Annotated in this window: 19 protein-coding genes and 2 tRNA genes; 13 read left to right on the top strand and 8 right to left on the bottom strand. The window is 68.6% G+C overall.

Going from position 1 to position 14900, the window contains the following annotated elements:
- Positions 1–43: 43 nt before the first annotated feature.
- On the bottom strand, positions 44–244 hold the full coding sequence (locus APQ99_RS09180) for a ribbon-helix-helix protein, CopG family (RefSeq protein ID WP_136361043.1): 201 nt from the start codon (positions 242–244) through the stop codon (positions 44–46).
- Positions 245–366: 122 nt separating this feature from the next.
- Between APQ99_RS09180 and APQ99_RS09175 the strand changes: the two genes are divergently transcribed.
- The 7 genes from APQ99_RS09175 to APQ99_RS09145 all read left to right on the top strand — a co-directional run bounded on the left by APQ99_RS09175 (position 367) and on the right by APQ99_RS09145 (position 5594).
- Complete coding sequence (locus APQ99_RS09175) at positions 367–813, top strand: UPF0179 family protein (RefSeq protein ID WP_010903018.1); 447 nt, start codon at positions 367–369, stop codon at positions 811–813.
- A gap of 43 nt (positions 814–856) precedes the next feature.
- The gene (locus APQ99_RS09170) at positions 857–1339 is read left to right on the top strand and encodes a DUF309 domain-containing protein (protein WP_010903017.1); all 483 of its coding nucleotides are present in this window, start codon (positions 857–859) and stop codon (positions 1337–1339) included.
- Positions 1340–1405: 66 nt separating this feature from the next.
- Positions 1406–1849, top strand: a complete 444-nt coding sequence (locus tag APQ99_RS09165; RefSeq protein WP_010903016.1) for a GNAT family N-acetyltransferase — start codon at positions 1406–1408, stop codon at positions 1847–1849.
- 60 nt (positions 1850–1909) lie between these two features.
- Complete coding sequence (locus tag APQ99_RS09160; RefSeq protein ID WP_010903015.1) at positions 1910–2992, top strand: glutamate--cysteine ligase; 1083 nt, start codon at positions 1910–1912, stop codon at positions 2990–2992.
- A 69-nt stretch (positions 2993–3061) separates the two neighbouring features.
- Positions 3062–4507 (top strand): methyl-accepting chemotaxis protein, encoded by a 1446-nt coding sequence (locus APQ99_RS09155; protein WP_010903014.1) that lies wholly within the window; start codon positions 3062–3064, stop codon positions 4505–4507.
- Positions 4508–4568: 61 nt separating this feature from the next.
- Positions 4569–5066, top strand: a complete 498-nt coding sequence (locus APQ99_RS09150) for a winged helix-turn-helix domain-containing protein (protein ID WP_010903013.1) — start codon at positions 4569–4571, stop codon at positions 5064–5066.
- A gap of 39 nt (positions 5067–5105) precedes the next feature.
- On the top strand, positions 5106–5594 hold the full coding sequence (locus APQ99_RS09145; protein ID WP_010903012.1) for a phosphopantetheine adenylyltransferase: 489 nt from the start codon (positions 5106–5108) through the stop codon (positions 5592–5594).
- 1 nt (position 5595) lies between these two features.
- Here the strand turns inward: APQ99_RS09145 and APQ99_RS09140 are convergent, their stop codons facing one another.
- Positions 5596–5907 carry a cyclin family protein gene (locus APQ99_RS09140; RefSeq protein WP_010903011.1) on the bottom strand — a complete coding sequence of 104 codons (312 nt, stop codon included), beginning with the start codon at positions 5905–5907 and terminating at the stop codon, positions 5596–5598.
- A gap of 97 nt (positions 5908–6004) precedes the next feature.
- Here APQ99_RS09140 and APQ99_RS09135 point away from each other — a divergent pair.
- The 4 genes from APQ99_RS09135 (at position 6005) to APQ99_RS09120 (ending at position 8384) form a co-directional block, all read left to right on the top strand.
- Positions 6005–6088: transfer RNA gene (locus APQ99_RS09135), tRNA-Leu, on the top strand.
- Between the two features lie 127 nt (positions 6089–6215).
- Positions 6216–7028, top strand: a complete 813-nt coding sequence (gene dacZ / locus APQ99_RS09130; protein ID WP_010903010.1) for a diadenylate cyclase DacZ — start codon at positions 6216–6218, stop codon at positions 7026–7028.
- A 1-nt stretch (position 7029) separates the two neighbouring features.
- On the top strand, positions 7030–7809 hold the full coding sequence (locus APQ99_RS09125) for a mechanosensitive ion channel domain-containing protein (protein ID WP_010903009.1): 780 nt from the start codon (positions 7030–7032) through the stop codon (positions 7807–7809).
- Entirely contained in the window at positions 7806–8384 is a 579-nt protein-coding gene (locus APQ99_RS09120) for a hypothetical protein (protein ID WP_010903008.1), read from the top strand. The genes APQ99_RS09125 and APQ99_RS09120 overlap by 4 nt, the downstream gene beginning before the upstream one ends.
- Here APQ99_RS09120 and APQ99_RS09115 read toward each other — a convergent pair.
- The 6 genes from APQ99_RS09115 to APQ99_RS09090 are packed head-to-tail and all read right to left on the bottom strand — an operon-like array spanning position 8381 to position 13729.
- The gene (locus APQ99_RS09115; protein WP_136361477.1) at positions 8381–8899 is read right to left on the bottom strand and encodes an acyltransferase; all 519 of its coding nucleotides are present in this window, start codon (positions 8897–8899) and stop codon (positions 8381–8383) included. The two genes, APQ99_RS09120 and APQ99_RS09115, sit on opposite strands and share 4 nt — an antisense overlap.
- On the bottom strand, positions 8896–9087 hold the full coding sequence (locus APQ99_RS09110; protein ID WP_136361476.1) for an HEWD family protein: 192 nt from the start codon (positions 9085–9087) through the stop codon (positions 8896–8898). The genes APQ99_RS09115 and APQ99_RS09110 overlap by 4 nt, the downstream gene beginning before the upstream one ends.
- A 39-nt stretch (positions 9088–9126) precedes the next feature.
- Positions 9127–11529 (bottom strand): ATP-dependent DNA helicase, encoded by a 2403-nt coding sequence (locus APQ99_RS09105; protein WP_136361475.1) that lies wholly within the window; start codon positions 11527–11529, stop codon positions 9127–9129.
- Positions 11530–11580: 51 nt separating this feature from the next.
- Positions 11581–12015, bottom strand: coding sequence for a hypothetical protein (locus APQ99_RS09100; RefSeq protein WP_136361474.1), 435 nt, complete (start codon positions 12013–12015; stop codon positions 11581–11583).
- 42 nt (positions 12016–12057) lie between these two features.
- Complete coding sequence (locus APQ99_RS09095; protein WP_012289319.1) at positions 12058–13065, bottom strand: DUF5784 family protein; 1008 nt, start codon at positions 13063–13065, stop codon at positions 12058–12060.
- Positions 13066–13105: 40 nt separating this feature from the next.
- Complete coding sequence (locus APQ99_RS09090) at positions 13106–13729, bottom strand: hypothetical protein (RefSeq protein WP_012289318.1); 624 nt, start codon at positions 13727–13729, stop codon at positions 13106–13108.
- A 105-nt stretch (positions 13730–13834) separates the two neighbouring features.
- Here APQ99_RS09090 and APQ99_RS09085 point away from each other — a divergent pair.
- Together APQ99_RS09085 and APQ99_RS09080 are read left to right on the top strand one after the other, a co-directional pair.
- Positions 13835–13919: transfer RNA gene (locus APQ99_RS09085), tRNA-Leu, on the top strand.
- A gap of 148 nt (positions 13920–14067) precedes the next feature.
- Positions 14068–14868, top strand: a complete 801-nt coding sequence (locus APQ99_RS09080) for an inositol monophosphatase family protein (RefSeq protein ID WP_010903001.1) — start codon at positions 14068–14070, stop codon at positions 14866–14868.
- The last annotated feature ends 32 nt before the right edge of the window (positions 14869–14900 follow it).

Raw genomic sequence — 14900 nt, 5'->3', positions numbered from 1 at the left:
AGCTTAGAAAGTCGTGCACTTGGTGCACGGTATGTTGAGATGCTTAGAGAGTGCCCTTTCGTTTCCGAATTATGATCTCTCTCACTCGCTCAGCGTGGTTTGACTCAGATTGAACGAACGCTGTGAGGATGGCCTCGACGATCTCGGAGCGGCTGGCTCCGAGATCGTCACACTCAGCGACCAGTTCGTCCACTTCTCGCACAATTTCCTCGTCAACAGCGACTCCGAATTTCTCTTTTGCCATAGCTACGACAAGCTAAAAATAGCGTGCACCAAGTGTACGGCGCTTTCAATTCGTTAGAGCTGATTCAGCAAACCATGAGAACTCTTCTATGACACCCTCACGCGGACAGCAAACGCCCGAGCATGCCGATCACGCTGCTCGGGCCGCGGCTCGCCGACCCCGGCACCGAGTTCGTCTACCACGGGCCGGCCGACGACTGCGAGGGGTGCCCGTACCGCCAGCAGTGTCTCAACCTCACCGAGGGGGTGCGATACGAGGTCACGGACGTCCGCGAGGGCGGCCAAGTGCTTGACTGTGCGGTCCACGACGAGGGCGCGGTCGCGGTCGACGTCGAGCCGACGACGATCCCCGCAACCGTGCCGTCGAAGGGCGCGTACGCCGGCAGCAAGGGCAAGCTCGCGGGCCCATGCCCCCACACGGAGTGTCCCAGCCACGAGTTCTGCGAGCCCGCTGGCGCGTCGTTCGACACCGAATACCAGATCGCGGAGATCGACGGCGAGCCACCCCACGATCACTGCGCGCTGGATCGGGACCTCACGCTCGTCGAGTTCGCGCCGGCCGAGCGCTGACCACGCCGACGGGATTACGTGTCCGGCCGCAGTACGCGCCGGTATGGACGACCACACCCGTGCGCCGGGTGTCGCGCCGCCGCTCGGCGATCCCACCGGCTGGTTGACCGACCGTCGGGTTTGGGAGCACGCCACACTCCGGCGCGCTGTCGAGCACGGCGTTCGGCTGTTCAACAGCGGCGACTACCACGAGGCCCACGACTGCTTCGAAGTCGAGTGGTACAACTACGGCAGCGGCACCGACGAGTCGGCGTTCCTCCACGGGATGGTCCAGGTGGCCGCGGGCGCGTACAAACACGTGGACTTCGAGAACGACGACGGCATGCGGAGCCTGTTCCGCACCGCCGTGCAGTATCTCGGTGACATCCCCGCGGATTACTACGGCGTCGATGTCGGCGAGATCCGGCGGGTCATCCAGGCGGCGCGCGCGGACCCGTCGGCGCTCTCGGGGTGGGGGATCACCCTCGACGACGCGACCCCGACGGCGTATCCGGCCGACTACGAGTACGCCGAGGCCCTGGAGTGACGACGATGGCCGTGCTGGATTGCAGCGACCAGTAGGCGTTTGGGCGTCGCGGTGGTGGCGTGTGGTATGCGCGTCATCCGGGCGACAACCACCGAGGAGTACGAGGACGCCTTGCGCGTTCGGTTCGCGGTGTTCGTCGACGAGCAGGGCGTGCCGGCGGACATGGAGGTCGACGACCACGACGACACGGCGACGCATTTCGTGGCCTACGACACGATGACCGGCAGCCAGGACGCCACGCGGGCGGTGGCGGCCGCGCGCCTCCGGGCGTACGAGGGGTCCGTGGGGAAAGTCGAGCGGGTCGCCGTTCGGGCGTCACGGCGCGGCAATGGTGTCGGCGCGACGGTCATGGACGCCGTCGAGGACGCCGCCCGCGAGCGCTTCGCGGAACTGTATCTGCACGCGCAGTCGCGGGTCGCGGAGTTCTACGCGACGCGTGGCTACCACCGCGAGGGCGAGCCGTTCATGGAAGCCGGCATCGAGCACGTCGCGATGCGGAAACGCCTGTAGTCGGGGCCACCCGCCGGTTCCAGAACTATTTACGCGTTCGAACTGATAGCTCGGGTCAGCATGGACGTGGGTTCGCCGGAGGCATTCTCGGAGTCGGGCACGCTGGGCGTCGAAGAGGAGTTCTTCGTGGTCGACGAGCACGGCGTGCCCACTGCGGGCAGCGACGAACTAGTCTACGAGGGGGAGCCGCCGGAACCGATCGCGGGCCGCCTCGACCACGAGCTGTTCAAGTTCGTGGTGGAGACCCAGACGCCGACGCTCAACGGGGTTGCCGAGGCCCCGGCGGCGATCCGTGAGGTGCGGGCCGCGCTGGTCGCGTACGCCAGCGAGCACGGGCTCCGGATCGCCGGCGCTGGCCTCCACCCGGGCGCGCGGTGGCGCGAACACGAGCACGCCGAGAAACCACGGTATCGGTCTCAGCTCGATCGCATCCAGTACCCACAACACCGGAACACGACGGCCGGGCTGCACATCCACGTGGGCGTCGACGACCCCGATAAGGCTGTGTGGGTGTCCAACCGGATGCGGTGGCATATGCCCGTGCTGTTGGCGCTGTCGGCGAACTCGCCGTACTGGAACGGCTTCGACACGGGGCTGGCGTCGGCGCGCGCGAAGATCTTCGAGGGGCTGCCGAACACGGGGCTGCCGACTGCCTTCGAGTCGTACGCGGCGTTCCAGGCGTTCGAGCGTCGGATGGTCGAACACGGCGGCATCGAGGACCGCGGGGAGCTGTGGTACGACGTGCGCCCGCATTCGGGCCACGGCACGGTGGAGGTGCGTGCGCCGGACGCGCAGGCCGACCCGGCGGTGGTCGACGCGTTCGTGGAGTACGCCCACGCGCTGGTGACCGAGTACGCCCAGCGGTACGACGACCACCCTGATCCGTTCAGTGTCACTGGCCTGCGCCGCGAGCTGCTCGACGCGAACAAGTGGCGGGCGATGCGTGACGGCCACGACGCGTCGTTCGTGGCGCGCGAGACGCAGGGCGCTGTTGACCTGGGGACTGTCGTCGATCGCGAGTGCGACCGGCTCGGCGTCTCGGGCATCCGAGACGTGTACGATGATGTATCAGGCGCACAACAGCAGCGCCGGATACTCGACACACACGGCGAAAAACGACTGTATAACCACCTTTCCCTGTAGTCCTCGGGAGCGACCGCGCGTTCGTGAGTAGCATAAATGTATATGATGGTGTAGCCCGTACCCATCTGCATGTCTAAAAACAAACATGAACTGGGGTCGCCGTTTACTGTTCCTCTGCTACTCAACACGCTCGACGTCCCCGCGTTCGCTGTCGACGCCGACGGTGCCGTTGTCGCGTGGGACGACCAGATCGCGGCGCTGCTGGAGACCGCCCCCGAAGACGCCATCGGCGTCACCGACATCGGGGAACGACTCAACGACGACGGCTCGCGCGCGCTCGCCAACAAGGTCGCCGACACGCCCATCGACGCACACCACGAATACGACGGGGTCGGCCTCGCGGACGAATCGTACGCGCTGCTCACCGGCGACTACGTCTACGAGGACACCACCGTCGCCGGCAACACCGACCTCTGGTTCATCGCGACCCCGGTCTACCACACCGGCGAGTTCCGTGGCGTGATCGAGATCGTTCAGGACCGCTCCAGCTCCGCCCGCTACCAGAGCGAACTGCAGGCGCTGTTCGGTGAACTCGTGGACACGCTGGACGCGTACGACGCCGGCCGCTTCGACGCGACAGTCGACATCGCGGCCGAGGACACGCTCCTCGACGACGAATACATCCAGATCGGGCGGAACCTCACCGAGTTCGGGGACACCCTCGCCGCCCACATCACGGAAGTGCACAACGACGTGGAACGACTCGAAGCCGCGAGCCAGGCCGTCTCGGAGTCCTCCGCCGAGATCGACGAGCTGTCCACCGCCCAATCGACGAACGTGAGCACCGTCGCCACGGAGGTCGAGACGCTGAGCGCGACCGTCCAGGAGATCGCGTCCACCGCCGACGAGGTCGTCGACACCAGCGCCACGGCCGAACGGCTTGCCGACGACGGTAGCGCCGCGGCGAGCGACGCCGCGGACATGATGGCCGACGTTGCGACCGCCGCCGACAGCGTCACCAGCGACGTCGAAGCCCTCCAGAACCGCATCGAAGACATCGACGAGGTCGTCGACGTCATCACGGGCATCGCCGAGCAGACGAACATGCTGGCGTTGAACGCGTCCATCGAGGCCGCCCGCGCCGGCGAGGAGGGCGAGGGGTTCGCGGTGGTCGCCGAAGAAGTCAAAGCCCTCGCCGAGGACGCACAGTCGAACGCGGGCCACATCGAGTCGCTGGTGAGCGAGATCCAACGCGACACCGCAGACACGGTGACCGATCTCGTGACCACCACCGACCGGATCGAGGACGCCGTCGCGCAGGTCGAGGACGCGATGGCGAGCTTCGAGGAGATCGTCACGGCGGTCGAGGCCACCGCCGAGGGCATCGAACAGGTGTCCGACGCCACCAACGAGCAAGCCGCAAGCGCCGAGGAGATCGCCGCGATGGTCGACGAGACCGCCGACTTGGCTGACGACATCACGACGGCCGTCGCGGACATCGTCAGCCAGACCGAAGCGCAATCCGCAATGCTGCACGATCTCGACGAGTCAGTGTCCGAGCTCCACGACCAGTGAGCGGCGGCGCGGACGAAGTCCTTTTCACCAGTTCAGCCATGCGTTTGAACTGAACGCACGCATGCCTGAGGATTCACGCGACACCAACACGGCCGCCCGCGAGCACCTCGAAGACGGCACGGACCGCGCCGTCGCCGGCTTCGACGACGGCGTCGTTGACGTGCTTGCCTGGCTGCTGGACACCGACACCCGTGCCCGCATCTTCGTGTACCTCCGCCAGCACCCGTACAGCACCAGCGACGAAGTCGCTGACGGGACCGGACTGTACCCCTCGACCGTGCGGGAAGCAGTTGCCGAACTCGCCGCCGACAGCATCGTCGACCGGCGCAAGCGCCACGCAGAGGGCGCGGGCAACAACCCATACGAGTACACCGCCATCCCCCCGAGTGACCTGGTCGCTGACACCGTCGGACGCGTCCAGCGCGGTCTCAACTCGGTGTTCAATCTCGACGCGCGACTCGGCGACAGCGACGACGACACCGCCAGCCACGACACGCCGGTCCGCATCGAAGTCGAGGACGCCTCGCCGGAGGCTGACACTGCGGCCGACGACACCTGAACCCAAACGGCTAAACGCGCACAGGCCGACCGCCGGCATATGAATGTCGCCCTCGGTGGCACATTCGACCCGATTCACGACGGCCACCGAAAGCTCTTCGAGCGCGCGTTCGACCGCGGCGACGTGACCGTCGGCCTCACCAGCGACGACCTGGCCGCCGACACCCGCCACGTGGACCGTCACGTCCGCTCGTTCGACGCGCGCCATGCCGACCTCGACGACGAACTCGCCGCGCTCGCCGAGACGCACGACCGCGAGTACACGATCCGAACGCTCGACTCCCCGACGGGGATCGCGACTGAACCCCACTTCGACGTGCTCGTGGTCTCCCCGGAAACCGCCGCCGGCGGCGAACGCATCAACGAGTTACGCGCCCAGGACGGCACCGACCCCCTCGAAATCGAGGTCGTCGACCACGTCGACGCCGCCGACGGGGACATCATCTCCTCGACGCGCATCGTCCGCGGCGAGATCGACGAACACGGCGCGCTCACGCCCGGCCGCGAGGGCCGGGATCCACGCCAGTAGCCTACCACGTCGGCGGGTCGAAGCCGGCGCGCGCCAGCAGCTGCTTCCAGCGCTCTTGGATCACGAGCCGCGAGACGCCGGCGGCGTCCGCGACCGCCGTCTGGCTGCGCTGGTCGCCCGCGATGAGCGCGCCGGCGTACACGCTCGCGGCCAGCACCGCGGGCTCGGAGCGCGGTGCGGCTCCGTCGACCGTCGACAGGAAGAGGTCTTTGGCGGTCGACTCGGCTTCGGCGGTCAGTTCCAGGTCGGCGGCGATCCCGGCAAGCTCGGTGAGGCGGTCGTCGTGTGCTCGTTCGTCGCCCGCACGGTACATACCCACCAGTTGATCCGCCTGCGGTATAGGTTCATGGGCGTGGCCGGCGGATAGCGCAACGCATTTTTACGGGTGCGCAGTAGAGTGCGGGTGCGGCGCGCGGGTAGCCAAGCCAGGAAACGGCGTAGCGCTTAGGACGCTATCCCGTAGGGGTCCGCCGGTTCAAATCCGGTCCCGCGCATACCACTCGATTCGAGCGATTCGGCGGCCCGGTGTGGCGCGCAGACCGCGTGCAAGCGGCGTGTGTCTGACGCGTGGCTGCCAGGTCCCGGGAAGCTTTTTGCGCGTGCGGTGGTTCCATCCAGGAAATGACTCGGCCACCGGATCTTCTCGCCGACGTGCTCGATGGGATCGACGCCCTGCTCGTGTTCTCGCCGAGCGGGTCGTACTACGACCGCGTTGACGACGTCGAGGGGGTTGACGTCGTCGTGGTGGCCACCGAGAACGCCGTCGGCGCCGAGACGTTCGTCGAGTTACCCCTGGCGTTCGACGACGTGCGAGAGCAGATCCGGTTCGGGATCGAGGGCGCGCTCAGCGAGGGTGTCGTGGCCGACGGCGACGAGCTCGGCTGCGTCGCGCCGTTCCTGAGCGAGGAGGTCGACATGGTGACGCGGACGCGCGCCAACGCCGGCACCCAATCCAGCGTCTACGAGTTGTTCGCAAGCACGCGCGCGGAGCCCGGGGTCATCCGGGACGTCTTCGACGTGGCGATCGAGCTCGGGCGGAAAGGTCAGAAGGGCAAGCCCGTGGGGGCGCTGTTCGTCGTCGGGGACGCCGGCAAGGTCATGACGAAAAGCCGGCCGCTATCGTACAACCCCTTCGAGAAGAGCCACGTTCACGTCGGGGATCCGATCGTGAACGTGATGCTCAAGGAGTTCTCGCGCCTCGACGGCGCGTTCGTGATCTCCGACTCCGGGAAGATCGTGTCGTCGTACCGCTACCTGGAGCCCGGCGCCGAGGGCACGGACATCCCGAAGGGATTGGGGGCGCGGCATATGGCAGCGGGGGCGATAACCCGGGATACGAACGCGGTCGCGATCGTGCTCTCGGAGTCCGACGGCCTGGTGCGGGCGTTCAGGAACGGCGAGCTGGTGTTGGAGCTCGACCCCGAGGATAACTAGCATGACAGACGTGTTGCGGACGCTTGTCGGCCCGCATTTCGAGTACGGGCTTGCGACGCTCGTGTTGCTTTGCGGGGCCGTCGCGGGCTACCTCGTCGGGTGGATCCACCGGCGCGTGATGTTGGCCGCCGGGGTCGATGAAATCGTCGAGGGAACCACCGTCGAGCGGTTGGCGCGGCGATCCGGGACCACAACCGTCGATCTGACCGCGCGGTTCGTGTCGACGGTCGTCTACATCGTGGCCGTGCTGGTGGCGCTGGACGCCGCCCAGTTCTCCATCCAGAAGCCACTGTGGCGGCTGCTCGGCTCGATCCTGCCGTCGGTGCTGGCTGCCGTGGTCGTGGTGGTGGTCGGGGTGCTCGTCGGCGACAAAGTCGAGGTGTTCGTGACCGAGCGGCTGCGGTCGGTGAAGTTCCCGGAGGCGTCGGTCGTGGCCGTGGCCGCGCGCTACACGGTGGTGTTGGCTGCGGGGCTCGTGGCGTTGTCCCAGCTCGGCGTGGCTGTGGCGGCGCTGCTCGTGGTGTTCGGTGTCTACCTCGCGTCCGTGGTGGTGTTCGCGCTCGTCGCGACGCGGCAGCTGTTGGCGTCGGCGGCGGCGGGCGTCTACCTGCTGTTGCGCCAGCCCTACGGGATCGGTGATCAGGTCGCCATCGGGAGCCGCGAGGGCGTCGTCCAGGAGGTGGACGTGTTCGTGACGCGGATCGAAGCCGACAGCCGGGAGTACGTCATCCCGAACCATCTCGTGTTCCGGGACGGGATCGTCATCGTCCACCACCAATGAACGGACTCGCCACCATCCTCGGTGCCATCGCTGTGGGGGCGTTCGGGTACGGGATCGGCCGGCACGACCGCGTGCAGTCGTGGGCAGCGACCCGACCGGGCCGCCACTGGGCGCGCCGCGTGTGGATCGCCAGTGGGCTGTGCCTGTGCGTCGCAAGCGGCGTGTTTCCGGTGTCCCAGCCCGCGGGCATCGCGGTGTTCCTCCTCACCGGCGTGGTCGGCGTGGCGGCGGCGGGCATCGCCGCTGCGGGGGCCGCCGTCGACGCCCGGCAGGCGGCGCGCTCCCAGTCGCTGGGCCGCAGGCTCCGCACGTTCTGGGGCATCGCAGCCGCAGCCCATCGCGTCACGCGGTACGGGCTCGTGGTCGGTGGCGCGGGGTTCCTGTTGGCCGCGCTGACCGGCGGCATCGCGGTCACGCCGCCGCTGTCGGTTGTCGGCGGGTTCGCGTTCGGCGGCCTGTTGGCGGTGCTCGGCGGGTTGACCGCGGTCGGCGCGCTCGTGCCCGGGGCGCACGCGCACCGAGTGAGCGCCCGGGCACGGAGCGAGACGGAGGACACCGACGATTCGGCGCGTTAGTCGCCAGTGGGCGCGGCGGGGACGCCGGCGACCGTTTCGCCGGGCGGCACGTCGGCGGTGACAAGCGAGTTCGCCGCGACCTGTGCGCCGGCACCGATGGTGACCCCGGGCAGCACGACCGCGCCGGCCCCGATCATCGCGCGATCCTCGACGACGACCGCGCCCGTGCGGTATTCGTCGTGGAGGAACTCGTGGCACAGCAGCGTGGCGTCGTAGCCGATGATGGCGTCGTCGCCGACCGTGACGAGCTCCGGCCAGAAGACGTCGGGTGTCGACTCCAACCCCCACGCGACGCCGTCGCCGACCGTGACACCGATGCGCGCCAGCAGCCAGTTTTTCGCGTGGAGGCTCGGGGAGATGCGTGCAAGCACGATCACGACGTAGTTCAGCGCGACCCGGAGCGGGTGTTTGGCGTCGGTCCACCGCCACAGGGAGTTGCGCGCGTTCGGCGTGGGGTGGCGCTGGAGGCGGTCGTGGCGGCTGGACGCCCCGCTGGAGTCCGGGCGCGCGGTCATGCCGACCCGTCGGTGGCCGGCGTGTCATTGCCAACGACGGGAAACGACGCCGTGATGTCCCACGCGTGGATGCAGTGGACGCGCCCGGCGTCGTCGCCGATCCGCCAGTGGTGGGCGTCCTCGGACCAGTGCTCGTGGCGACCACAGCGCGTGCAGACGCGCTCCGATGGCGTTCGGAGGTCGGTCATCAGTACAGTGATGTCGGCCAACCGGCTTGAGGACTGCGGTCAGTCCGACTCCGAGCGGAACGTGTCCAGCTGGCTCCCGAGGAACGACGGCGTGAGCGTCGTGAACTCGGCGCGCTCACCCGGGCCGAGATACTCGAAGACGGAGTGGCGTGCGTCCTCGACGTACCGGCCGCCGGCGAACACGCGCACCCCGACCTCCTCGGGGCCGCGGATCACGCGCCCGATGGCTTGTCTGGCGCGCCGAACCGCGGGCACCGTCAGGGCGTACTCGAAGGCGTGGTCGTCGCCGAAGGCGTCGGCGTACGCGCGCCTGACCGCCCGAATCCGTGGCGACCCGACGTTCACCAGCGGCACGCCGACGACGAGACACGCCCCGAGTTTCGCGCCGTCGTAGTCGACGCCCTCCGTGAGCGTGCCCCGTGTGCTCGTCACCAGCACCTTGCCGTCGCCAGCGAAAAACGTCGCTTTGAGGTCGTCAGTCGCGGCGTTCGACGACGATTCGTCGACGAGCACGTCCTTCTCGACGACGCCGTCGCTGAGATAGGCGGCCGCCCACGCCGCCTCCCGGTAGTTCGGCATGCAGACCAGAACGTTGCCGGGCTGGCGGGCGACCGTCCGCAGCACGTAGCGGTATTCGTCGCGCGTCGGGTTGTCGGTGCCCGGCTCGGGGTCGCCGCGGTTGTGCGCCGTGAACGGCGTGGCGTCGACGAGGAAGCTCGCGCGGTTCGATTCGGGGAACCGCAGATCGTAGCGGCGCTCCACGACGGGGCGGGGGTCGCTGTCGCCCGCGCCCGCCGCCAGGCGGTCTAGGCCGGCGACCTCCCGGAACACGTCCAGTGGTTCCAGGGTGGCGCTCATCAACACGCCGCCGCCGACCTCCGACAGCGTCTCCCGGAGCGCGCGGGCGGGCATGCAGTTGAACATCACGAGCGCGGGGGTGTAGGATTCGGCCCACGCCGCGCCGGCCCGCCCCGACTCCTTGGGCACGTGCTCTAGCTCCACCTCCCGGAAGTACGTCGCGTGGTCGCGTTCCCACCACCGCTGGAGCGTGACGCCCACGGGGCCTGCCACCGCCGATCGGTCGCCGTCGTCGTCGAGGATCGCCTGCACCGCGGTGCCGGTTGCCGCCAGCGACCGCCACGCGTCCCCGGTGTGGCCGTGCTGTTCGGCCCACTGCGTGAGCGCGTCGGGCTGCTCGCTTTCGGGGTCCCGCAGCGGGATCTCGTGGTCGCGTTCGGGCAGCGACCCCGGGCGGTCGGGGTCGAACCCCTCCGCGGCGAGGTATCGCGCCACGCGGTCGTCGAGCCACTCCAGCACGTCGTCGAGGAACCCGACCATCGCCTCGACGGCGTCGAGCGAGCAGTCGTGGCTGGCGAGGTGGTCGGTGACCTGCTGGCGGTTCTCCCGGCTCTGGTTGGCCCGCGTGAGCAGCGTCCGGCAGTCGTTGCGGGCGCGAGTGAGCGTGTGCCGCCCCAGGCGGTCCGAGAGCAGGTCTCGAACGCGCTCCTCTAGACGGTGGGCTTCGTCGACCACGACGAACGTCGAGTCGTCGATGAGGTGGTCAGTGAGCCCCCGGGTCTGGGGGTCGAAGAGGTGGTTGTAGTTCCCGACGACGACCTCCGCGTGATCCAACAGCACCTGCTGGACGCGGTGGGGGCACGTTCCGTGGTCGACGCCCGCGGGCAACACGTCCGCGCTCGTGACGACGTTGTGCCGGCCGGCCTCGAAGCCGACCGGCGAGCCCTTGTCGCGGCCGTACCAGTCGGCCTCGAACGGACACATCAGCGGCGGGTCGCCGTCGGCCATGTCCTCGGGGGCGGTCGGCTGGTGGGGGACGTATGGTGCGTCCGTGCCAGCCGTCCGCAGCGGGGTCTGCGAGAGCGTCTGGCTGGCGTCGGCGCGCGCCGACCGCGCCAGCGCCCGACCCGCTGCGGGATCCCACCACGGCTCGTCGGGGGTCTCCGCCGCCGGCAGTGCGGTGAGGTCGCGTGCGTCCTGCCCGTCGAACTCGCCGCCGTCGTCGCCCTCCACGAGGCCGGCAGTCGACTCCCGGAGGTCCTCGCAGCGCTCGTGGACGCCGGCGTCGTCGGGGAACTTGTCCTCGCGCTCGTACGGGCAGAGATCCCGCTTTCCGACGAGCGCCACGCCGTCCAAGGGGTCATCGAGGCCCGCGTTCATCGTTCGGAGGTCCGCGACGAACTGCTCCAGTTGCTGTTTGACCGGCGTCACCACCAACACGCGCTCGTAGCTGTCGGTGTTGCGCACGAGGTGCGCGCCCGCGGTCAGCGCCGCCATCGTCTTGCCCGTCCCGCAAGGCCCCTCCATCGCGAGGAAGCCGTCGCTGTCACCGGCTTCGATGGCCGCCCCGATGGCGTCGGCCTGCTGGTCGTACGGTGCCTCGAACCCGAAGAACTCGCGCCACGGCTCGTCGGCGTCGCCCATTCGGTCAGTGGTGGGGCGGCCTCGGGTAAGAACCCTCGGAAGCCCGGCGGGTCAGTGGCCGTGCGCGTCGTCGTCAGTCACGTGGGTGCGCTCGCGGTCCCGGACGTACAGTGCAGCGACGCAGAACGAGAGCGCGACGATGCCGAGCCTGACAGCCGTGTTCACCGGCGGGTCCGACGGCAGCCCCCCGTCGACCGCAGCGAGCAGTCCGACGGTGACGAACACCGCGACGGCGATCCACGTGAGAACGGCGGCCACCGCGAAGTCAGTGAGCTTCGCCAGCGGCCAGTCACCCGCAACAAACGGGTACGCGCCGCCGAGAGCAACGACGAACGCCACCGATTTGACGACCCAAGTGGACAGCGGACTGCCCAGAAGGTGGTTCACGATGGAAAGCGGGAGCCCAACGACGACTGTGATGGAGAGGAACGCGGACAGCACGTCACCGGTCGCAGCGAGCACGCCACCGGAGCGACGGCGGGACATATCCAGCGCTGTGACCGCCAGCGACAAAACGGCTCGGGTGGGTCAGTCGAACTGCGGAAGCGAAAGCGGCACCGACCCCTTGGTGTACCCCTCGACGCGGCCGCTGGGCCGCAGCCGGAACACGACCGCCGGCCGGTGGCGGACCTCGGGCCGCTCGCCGCGAATCCGACGCCACTCGTCGTCCGGGAACGACGAACAGTCCACGACCAGCACCGCACCGCCGCCGTGCTCGCTGAGCTGGCCGTCGGTCTTCGTCGCCGCCGTCTCCCGGACGGCGGCGATGGGGGTGCCGGCCGCACGATCGCTGGTTGGCACCGGCCGTGTGACCTCCACGAGCACGCCCTGCTCGCCCTCCCGGTCGGCGCGGAAATCAAGGCTGTGACCCGTCGTCACCTCGATCTCCGGGGTGACCTCGTAGCCCGCCTCCCCCAGCAGCCACGCGGCGTGGAACTCGCTCATCGCCGCGCTGGCGCGGGGCACGTCGAGTGTCTCCGAGGTCCCGAGTTTGCCCGCCATCTCGTGGCGGTGGTCGTCGAAGACACCCGTCCGCAGGAACGACTCGTAGAACGCCAGCGCGTCCTGGAAGTCGGCGTCCGGAAACCCGGCGGCGTGCTCGCGGAAGAACGCCCGCGTGGTCCGGCGGCCGTCCTTCGAGCACAACACGGACAGGAAGAACCACGACACGTACGGGTACGCCGCCAGCCAGGGGGCGTGCTGGTGGAGCTCCGCAGTGAACTCGCGTTGGGCCCACCGACTCACCGCGAACGGCGCGTCGGCAAACGACCGCTTGTCGGTGCGCCACAGCGGCGACGGTGTTTCCGTGTTCCCCAGCCACCAGCCGCCGGGCGTGTCGTCGGCCGGCCACGCGAACAGTGCGGTGTCGCCCGTGTCGACATCGAAGCGCCGTGCCTCGTAGCCCGACGGCTGCGCGAACCAGGGCGTGTCCGCTGACGCACCGAGGTTGGCGTCGAGCTCTCGGTGGAGCGCGTCGGTAACACGGTCGGTACTCCAGCGCTCCCGGGACCGCCGGAACCGGAGTGGCTTCGCCACGGTCGTCGTATGCTGTCCCGTGTGTTAGCGGTTTCGACGGTTACTCGACGCGTTGCTGGAAGGCGTTGCCCTTCCAGCGGAACACGGCACCGTACTCCTCCCACTCCTCGCGCTCTTCGAGCCGGTACTGGGCGAACGACGGGTTCCGGATGAGTTCGAGCTCGGAGACGTGGAGTCGAACCGGCTTCAACAGCGCGCCGAACGGCGCCGTCGTGCGCTCGGTCTGGATGTCGTTGTCGTCGGGTTCGAACGTCGGCCCCTCGATCGGGTCGACGGTGACGCTCCCGAACTGGTAGCGCTGCCAAACGTCGTAGTCGCCGTACGGGACGGTGTCGGCCGGCGGGCTGTCGCGGACGACTTGGAGTTTGAATCGGCGACACTGTGCGGGCTCTTCGGTGACCCAGATCAAGCCCCGTGCGTGCAGCTTCAGCGCGTGATCGCCCATCACACCGCCGTTGACAACGTACTCGCCGGAGGTGTATTCGATGCCATCCAGGCGCACGTCCGAGAGCGTTCCGTCGAAGTACCGCTGCTCGCGGTACTGGAACGGCAGCCCGGTCTCAGCCGCGCGTTCGATCGTCGGCCGAGCGCGGTCCGGAAGCGTGTCGTCTTGGTCTTGCCCCCAGTTCGACCGCGTTTCGTTGGGATCGATCCAGGCTGTCACTGGACGGTCACAGTAGACCATTGTCATCGTCCATGATAAATCCTTCACCCGAACCGACCAGATTCGCAACGACTAAACAACTACCTCGCCGAAAGCTGAATGCGTGCGAGGGTAGCCAAGCTCGGCCAACGGCGACGGACTCAAGATCCGTTCTCGTAGGAGTTCGAGGGTTCGAATCCCTTCCCTCGCATCGCCGGCGCACACTGTGCGCCGCGGGATGCGGGAAGTCCACGGGACGGACTTCCCTCGCAAAACACACTGTTACACGCCACCAGCGACAGCCGGAGTCGCTGACCCAGACCGACGGCTCTTTGCACCGGGCCACCCGTGCTGGTGGCATGCACGACACCGACCGCGTTTCGGTCGCCGAGCGGGCGGCACGCACGGGCGGCGCGGTTGCGCTCGACGCGTTCCGAACCGGCATCGACGTCGAAACGAAATCCGGGAAGACGGACGTCGTCACGGAGGCCGACCGCACCGCCCAGCGCCGCGTCGTCGACGTGATCGACGCCGTCTACGACGAGGACACCATCGTCGGCGAGGAAGCCGACGCGCTGAAGACGGTGCCCGACGCCGGCGCCGCCTGGGTGATCGATCCGATCGACGGCACGAACAACTTCGTGCGTGACACCCAGCTGTGGGCGACCGCGGTCGCCGCGGTCGTGGACGGCACCCCGGTCGCGGCGTGTAATCGGTTCCCGGCGCTCGAAGACACCTACATTGCGGGCGCTGACGGGGCCACGCTGAACGGCACGCCGATCTCGGTCAGTGAGAAAACCGACCCCGAGACGTTCGTGGTCGCGCCCACGATCTGGTGGGATTTCGACCGCCGCGACGAGTACGCCGCCGCCTGCGCCGCGATCGTCGAGCGGTTCGGCGACATGCGCCGGTACGGCTGCGCGCAGGCCGTGTTGTCGATGGTCGCGAGCGGCCAACTGGAGGCCACGATCACGAACGTCGTCGCCAACCCGTGGGACAGCGTCGCCGGCGTCCATCTGGTTCGGCAGGCGGGCGGCGTCGTGACCGACATCGACGGAACGCGTTGGACGCCGGGCGCGACCGGGCTCGTCGCGTCGAACGGGACCGCACACGACGCCGTGTTGGCCGCCGCCCAGGAGATCCGCGCTGCGGCCGAGTAGTAAGGTATTGGCGTTGGCACCGTCTACCGCGG

Origin of the sequence: Halobacterium salinarum DSM 3754 (assembly GCF_008124605.1) — an archaeon.
In the GTDB taxonomy this organism is placed as follows: domain Archaea; phylum Halobacteriota; class Halobacteria; order Halobacteriales; family Halobacteriaceae; genus Halobacterium; species Halobacterium salinarum.
This window is presented reverse-complemented; position numbering and strand designations above follow the sequence as displayed.

Coding starts and splice junctions, on each gene's coding strand:
- APQ99_RS09170 (WP_010903017.1), top strand. CDS start 857: ATGGACGACCACACCCGTGCGCCGGGTGTCGCGCCGCCGCTCGGCGAT.
- APQ99_RS09125 (WP_010903009.1), top strand. CDS start 7,030: ATGACAGACGTGTTGCGGACGCTTGTCGGCCCGCATTTCGAGTACGGG.
- APQ99_RS09180 (WP_136361043.1), bottom strand. CDS start 244: ATGGCAAAAGAGAAATTCGGAGTCGCTGTTGACGAGGAAATTGTGCGA.
- APQ99_RS09145 (WP_010903012.1), top strand. CDS start 5,106: ATGAATGTCGCCCTCGGTGGCACATTCGACCCGATTCACGACGGCCAC.
- APQ99_RS09105 (WP_136361475.1), bottom strand. CDS start 11,529: ATGGGCGACGCCGACGAGCCGTGGCGCGAGTTCTTCGGGTTCGAGGCA.
- APQ99_RS09100 (WP_136361474.1), bottom strand. CDS start 12,015: ATGTCCCGCCGTCGCTCCGGTGGCGTGCTCGCTGCGACCGGTGACGTG.
- APQ99_RS09165 (WP_010903016.1), top strand. CDS start 1,406: ATGCGCGTCATCCGGGCGACAACCACCGAGGAGTACGAGGACGCCTTG.
- APQ99_RS09120 (WP_010903008.1), top strand. CDS start 7,806: ATGAACGGACTCGCCACCATCCTCGGTGCCATCGCTGTGGGGGCGTTC.
- APQ99_RS09150 (WP_010903013.1), top strand. CDS start 4,569: ATGCCTGAGGATTCACGCGACACCAACACGGCCGCCCGCGAGCACCTC.
- APQ99_RS09080 (WP_010903001.1), top strand. CDS start 14,068: ATGCACGACACCGACCGCGTTTCGGTCGCCGAGCGGGCGGCACGCACG.
- APQ99_RS09155 (WP_010903014.1), top strand. CDS start 3,062: ATGTCTAAAAACAAACATGAACTGGGGTCGCCGTTTACTGTTCCTCTG.
- APQ99_RS09140 (WP_010903011.1), bottom strand. CDS start 5,907: ATGTACCGTGCGGGCGACGAACGAGCACACGACGACCGCCTCACCGAG.
- APQ99_RS09175 (WP_010903018.1), top strand. CDS start 367: ATGCCGATCACGCTGCTCGGGCCGCGGCTCGCCGACCCCGGCACCGAG.
- APQ99_RS09110 (WP_136361476.1), bottom strand. CDS start 9,087: ATGACCGACCTCCGAACGCCATCGGAGCGCGTCTGCACGCGCTGTGGT.
- APQ99_RS09115 (WP_136361477.1), bottom strand. CDS start 8,899: ATGACCGCGCGCCCGGACTCCAGCGGGGCGTCCAGCCGCCACGACCGC.
- APQ99_RS09160 (WP_010903015.1), top strand. CDS start 1,910: ATGGACGTGGGTTCGCCGGAGGCATTCTCGGAGTCGGGCACGCTGGGC.
- dacZ (WP_010903010.1), top strand. CDS start 6,216: ATGACTCGGCCACCGGATCTTCTCGCCGACGTGCTCGATGGGATCGAC.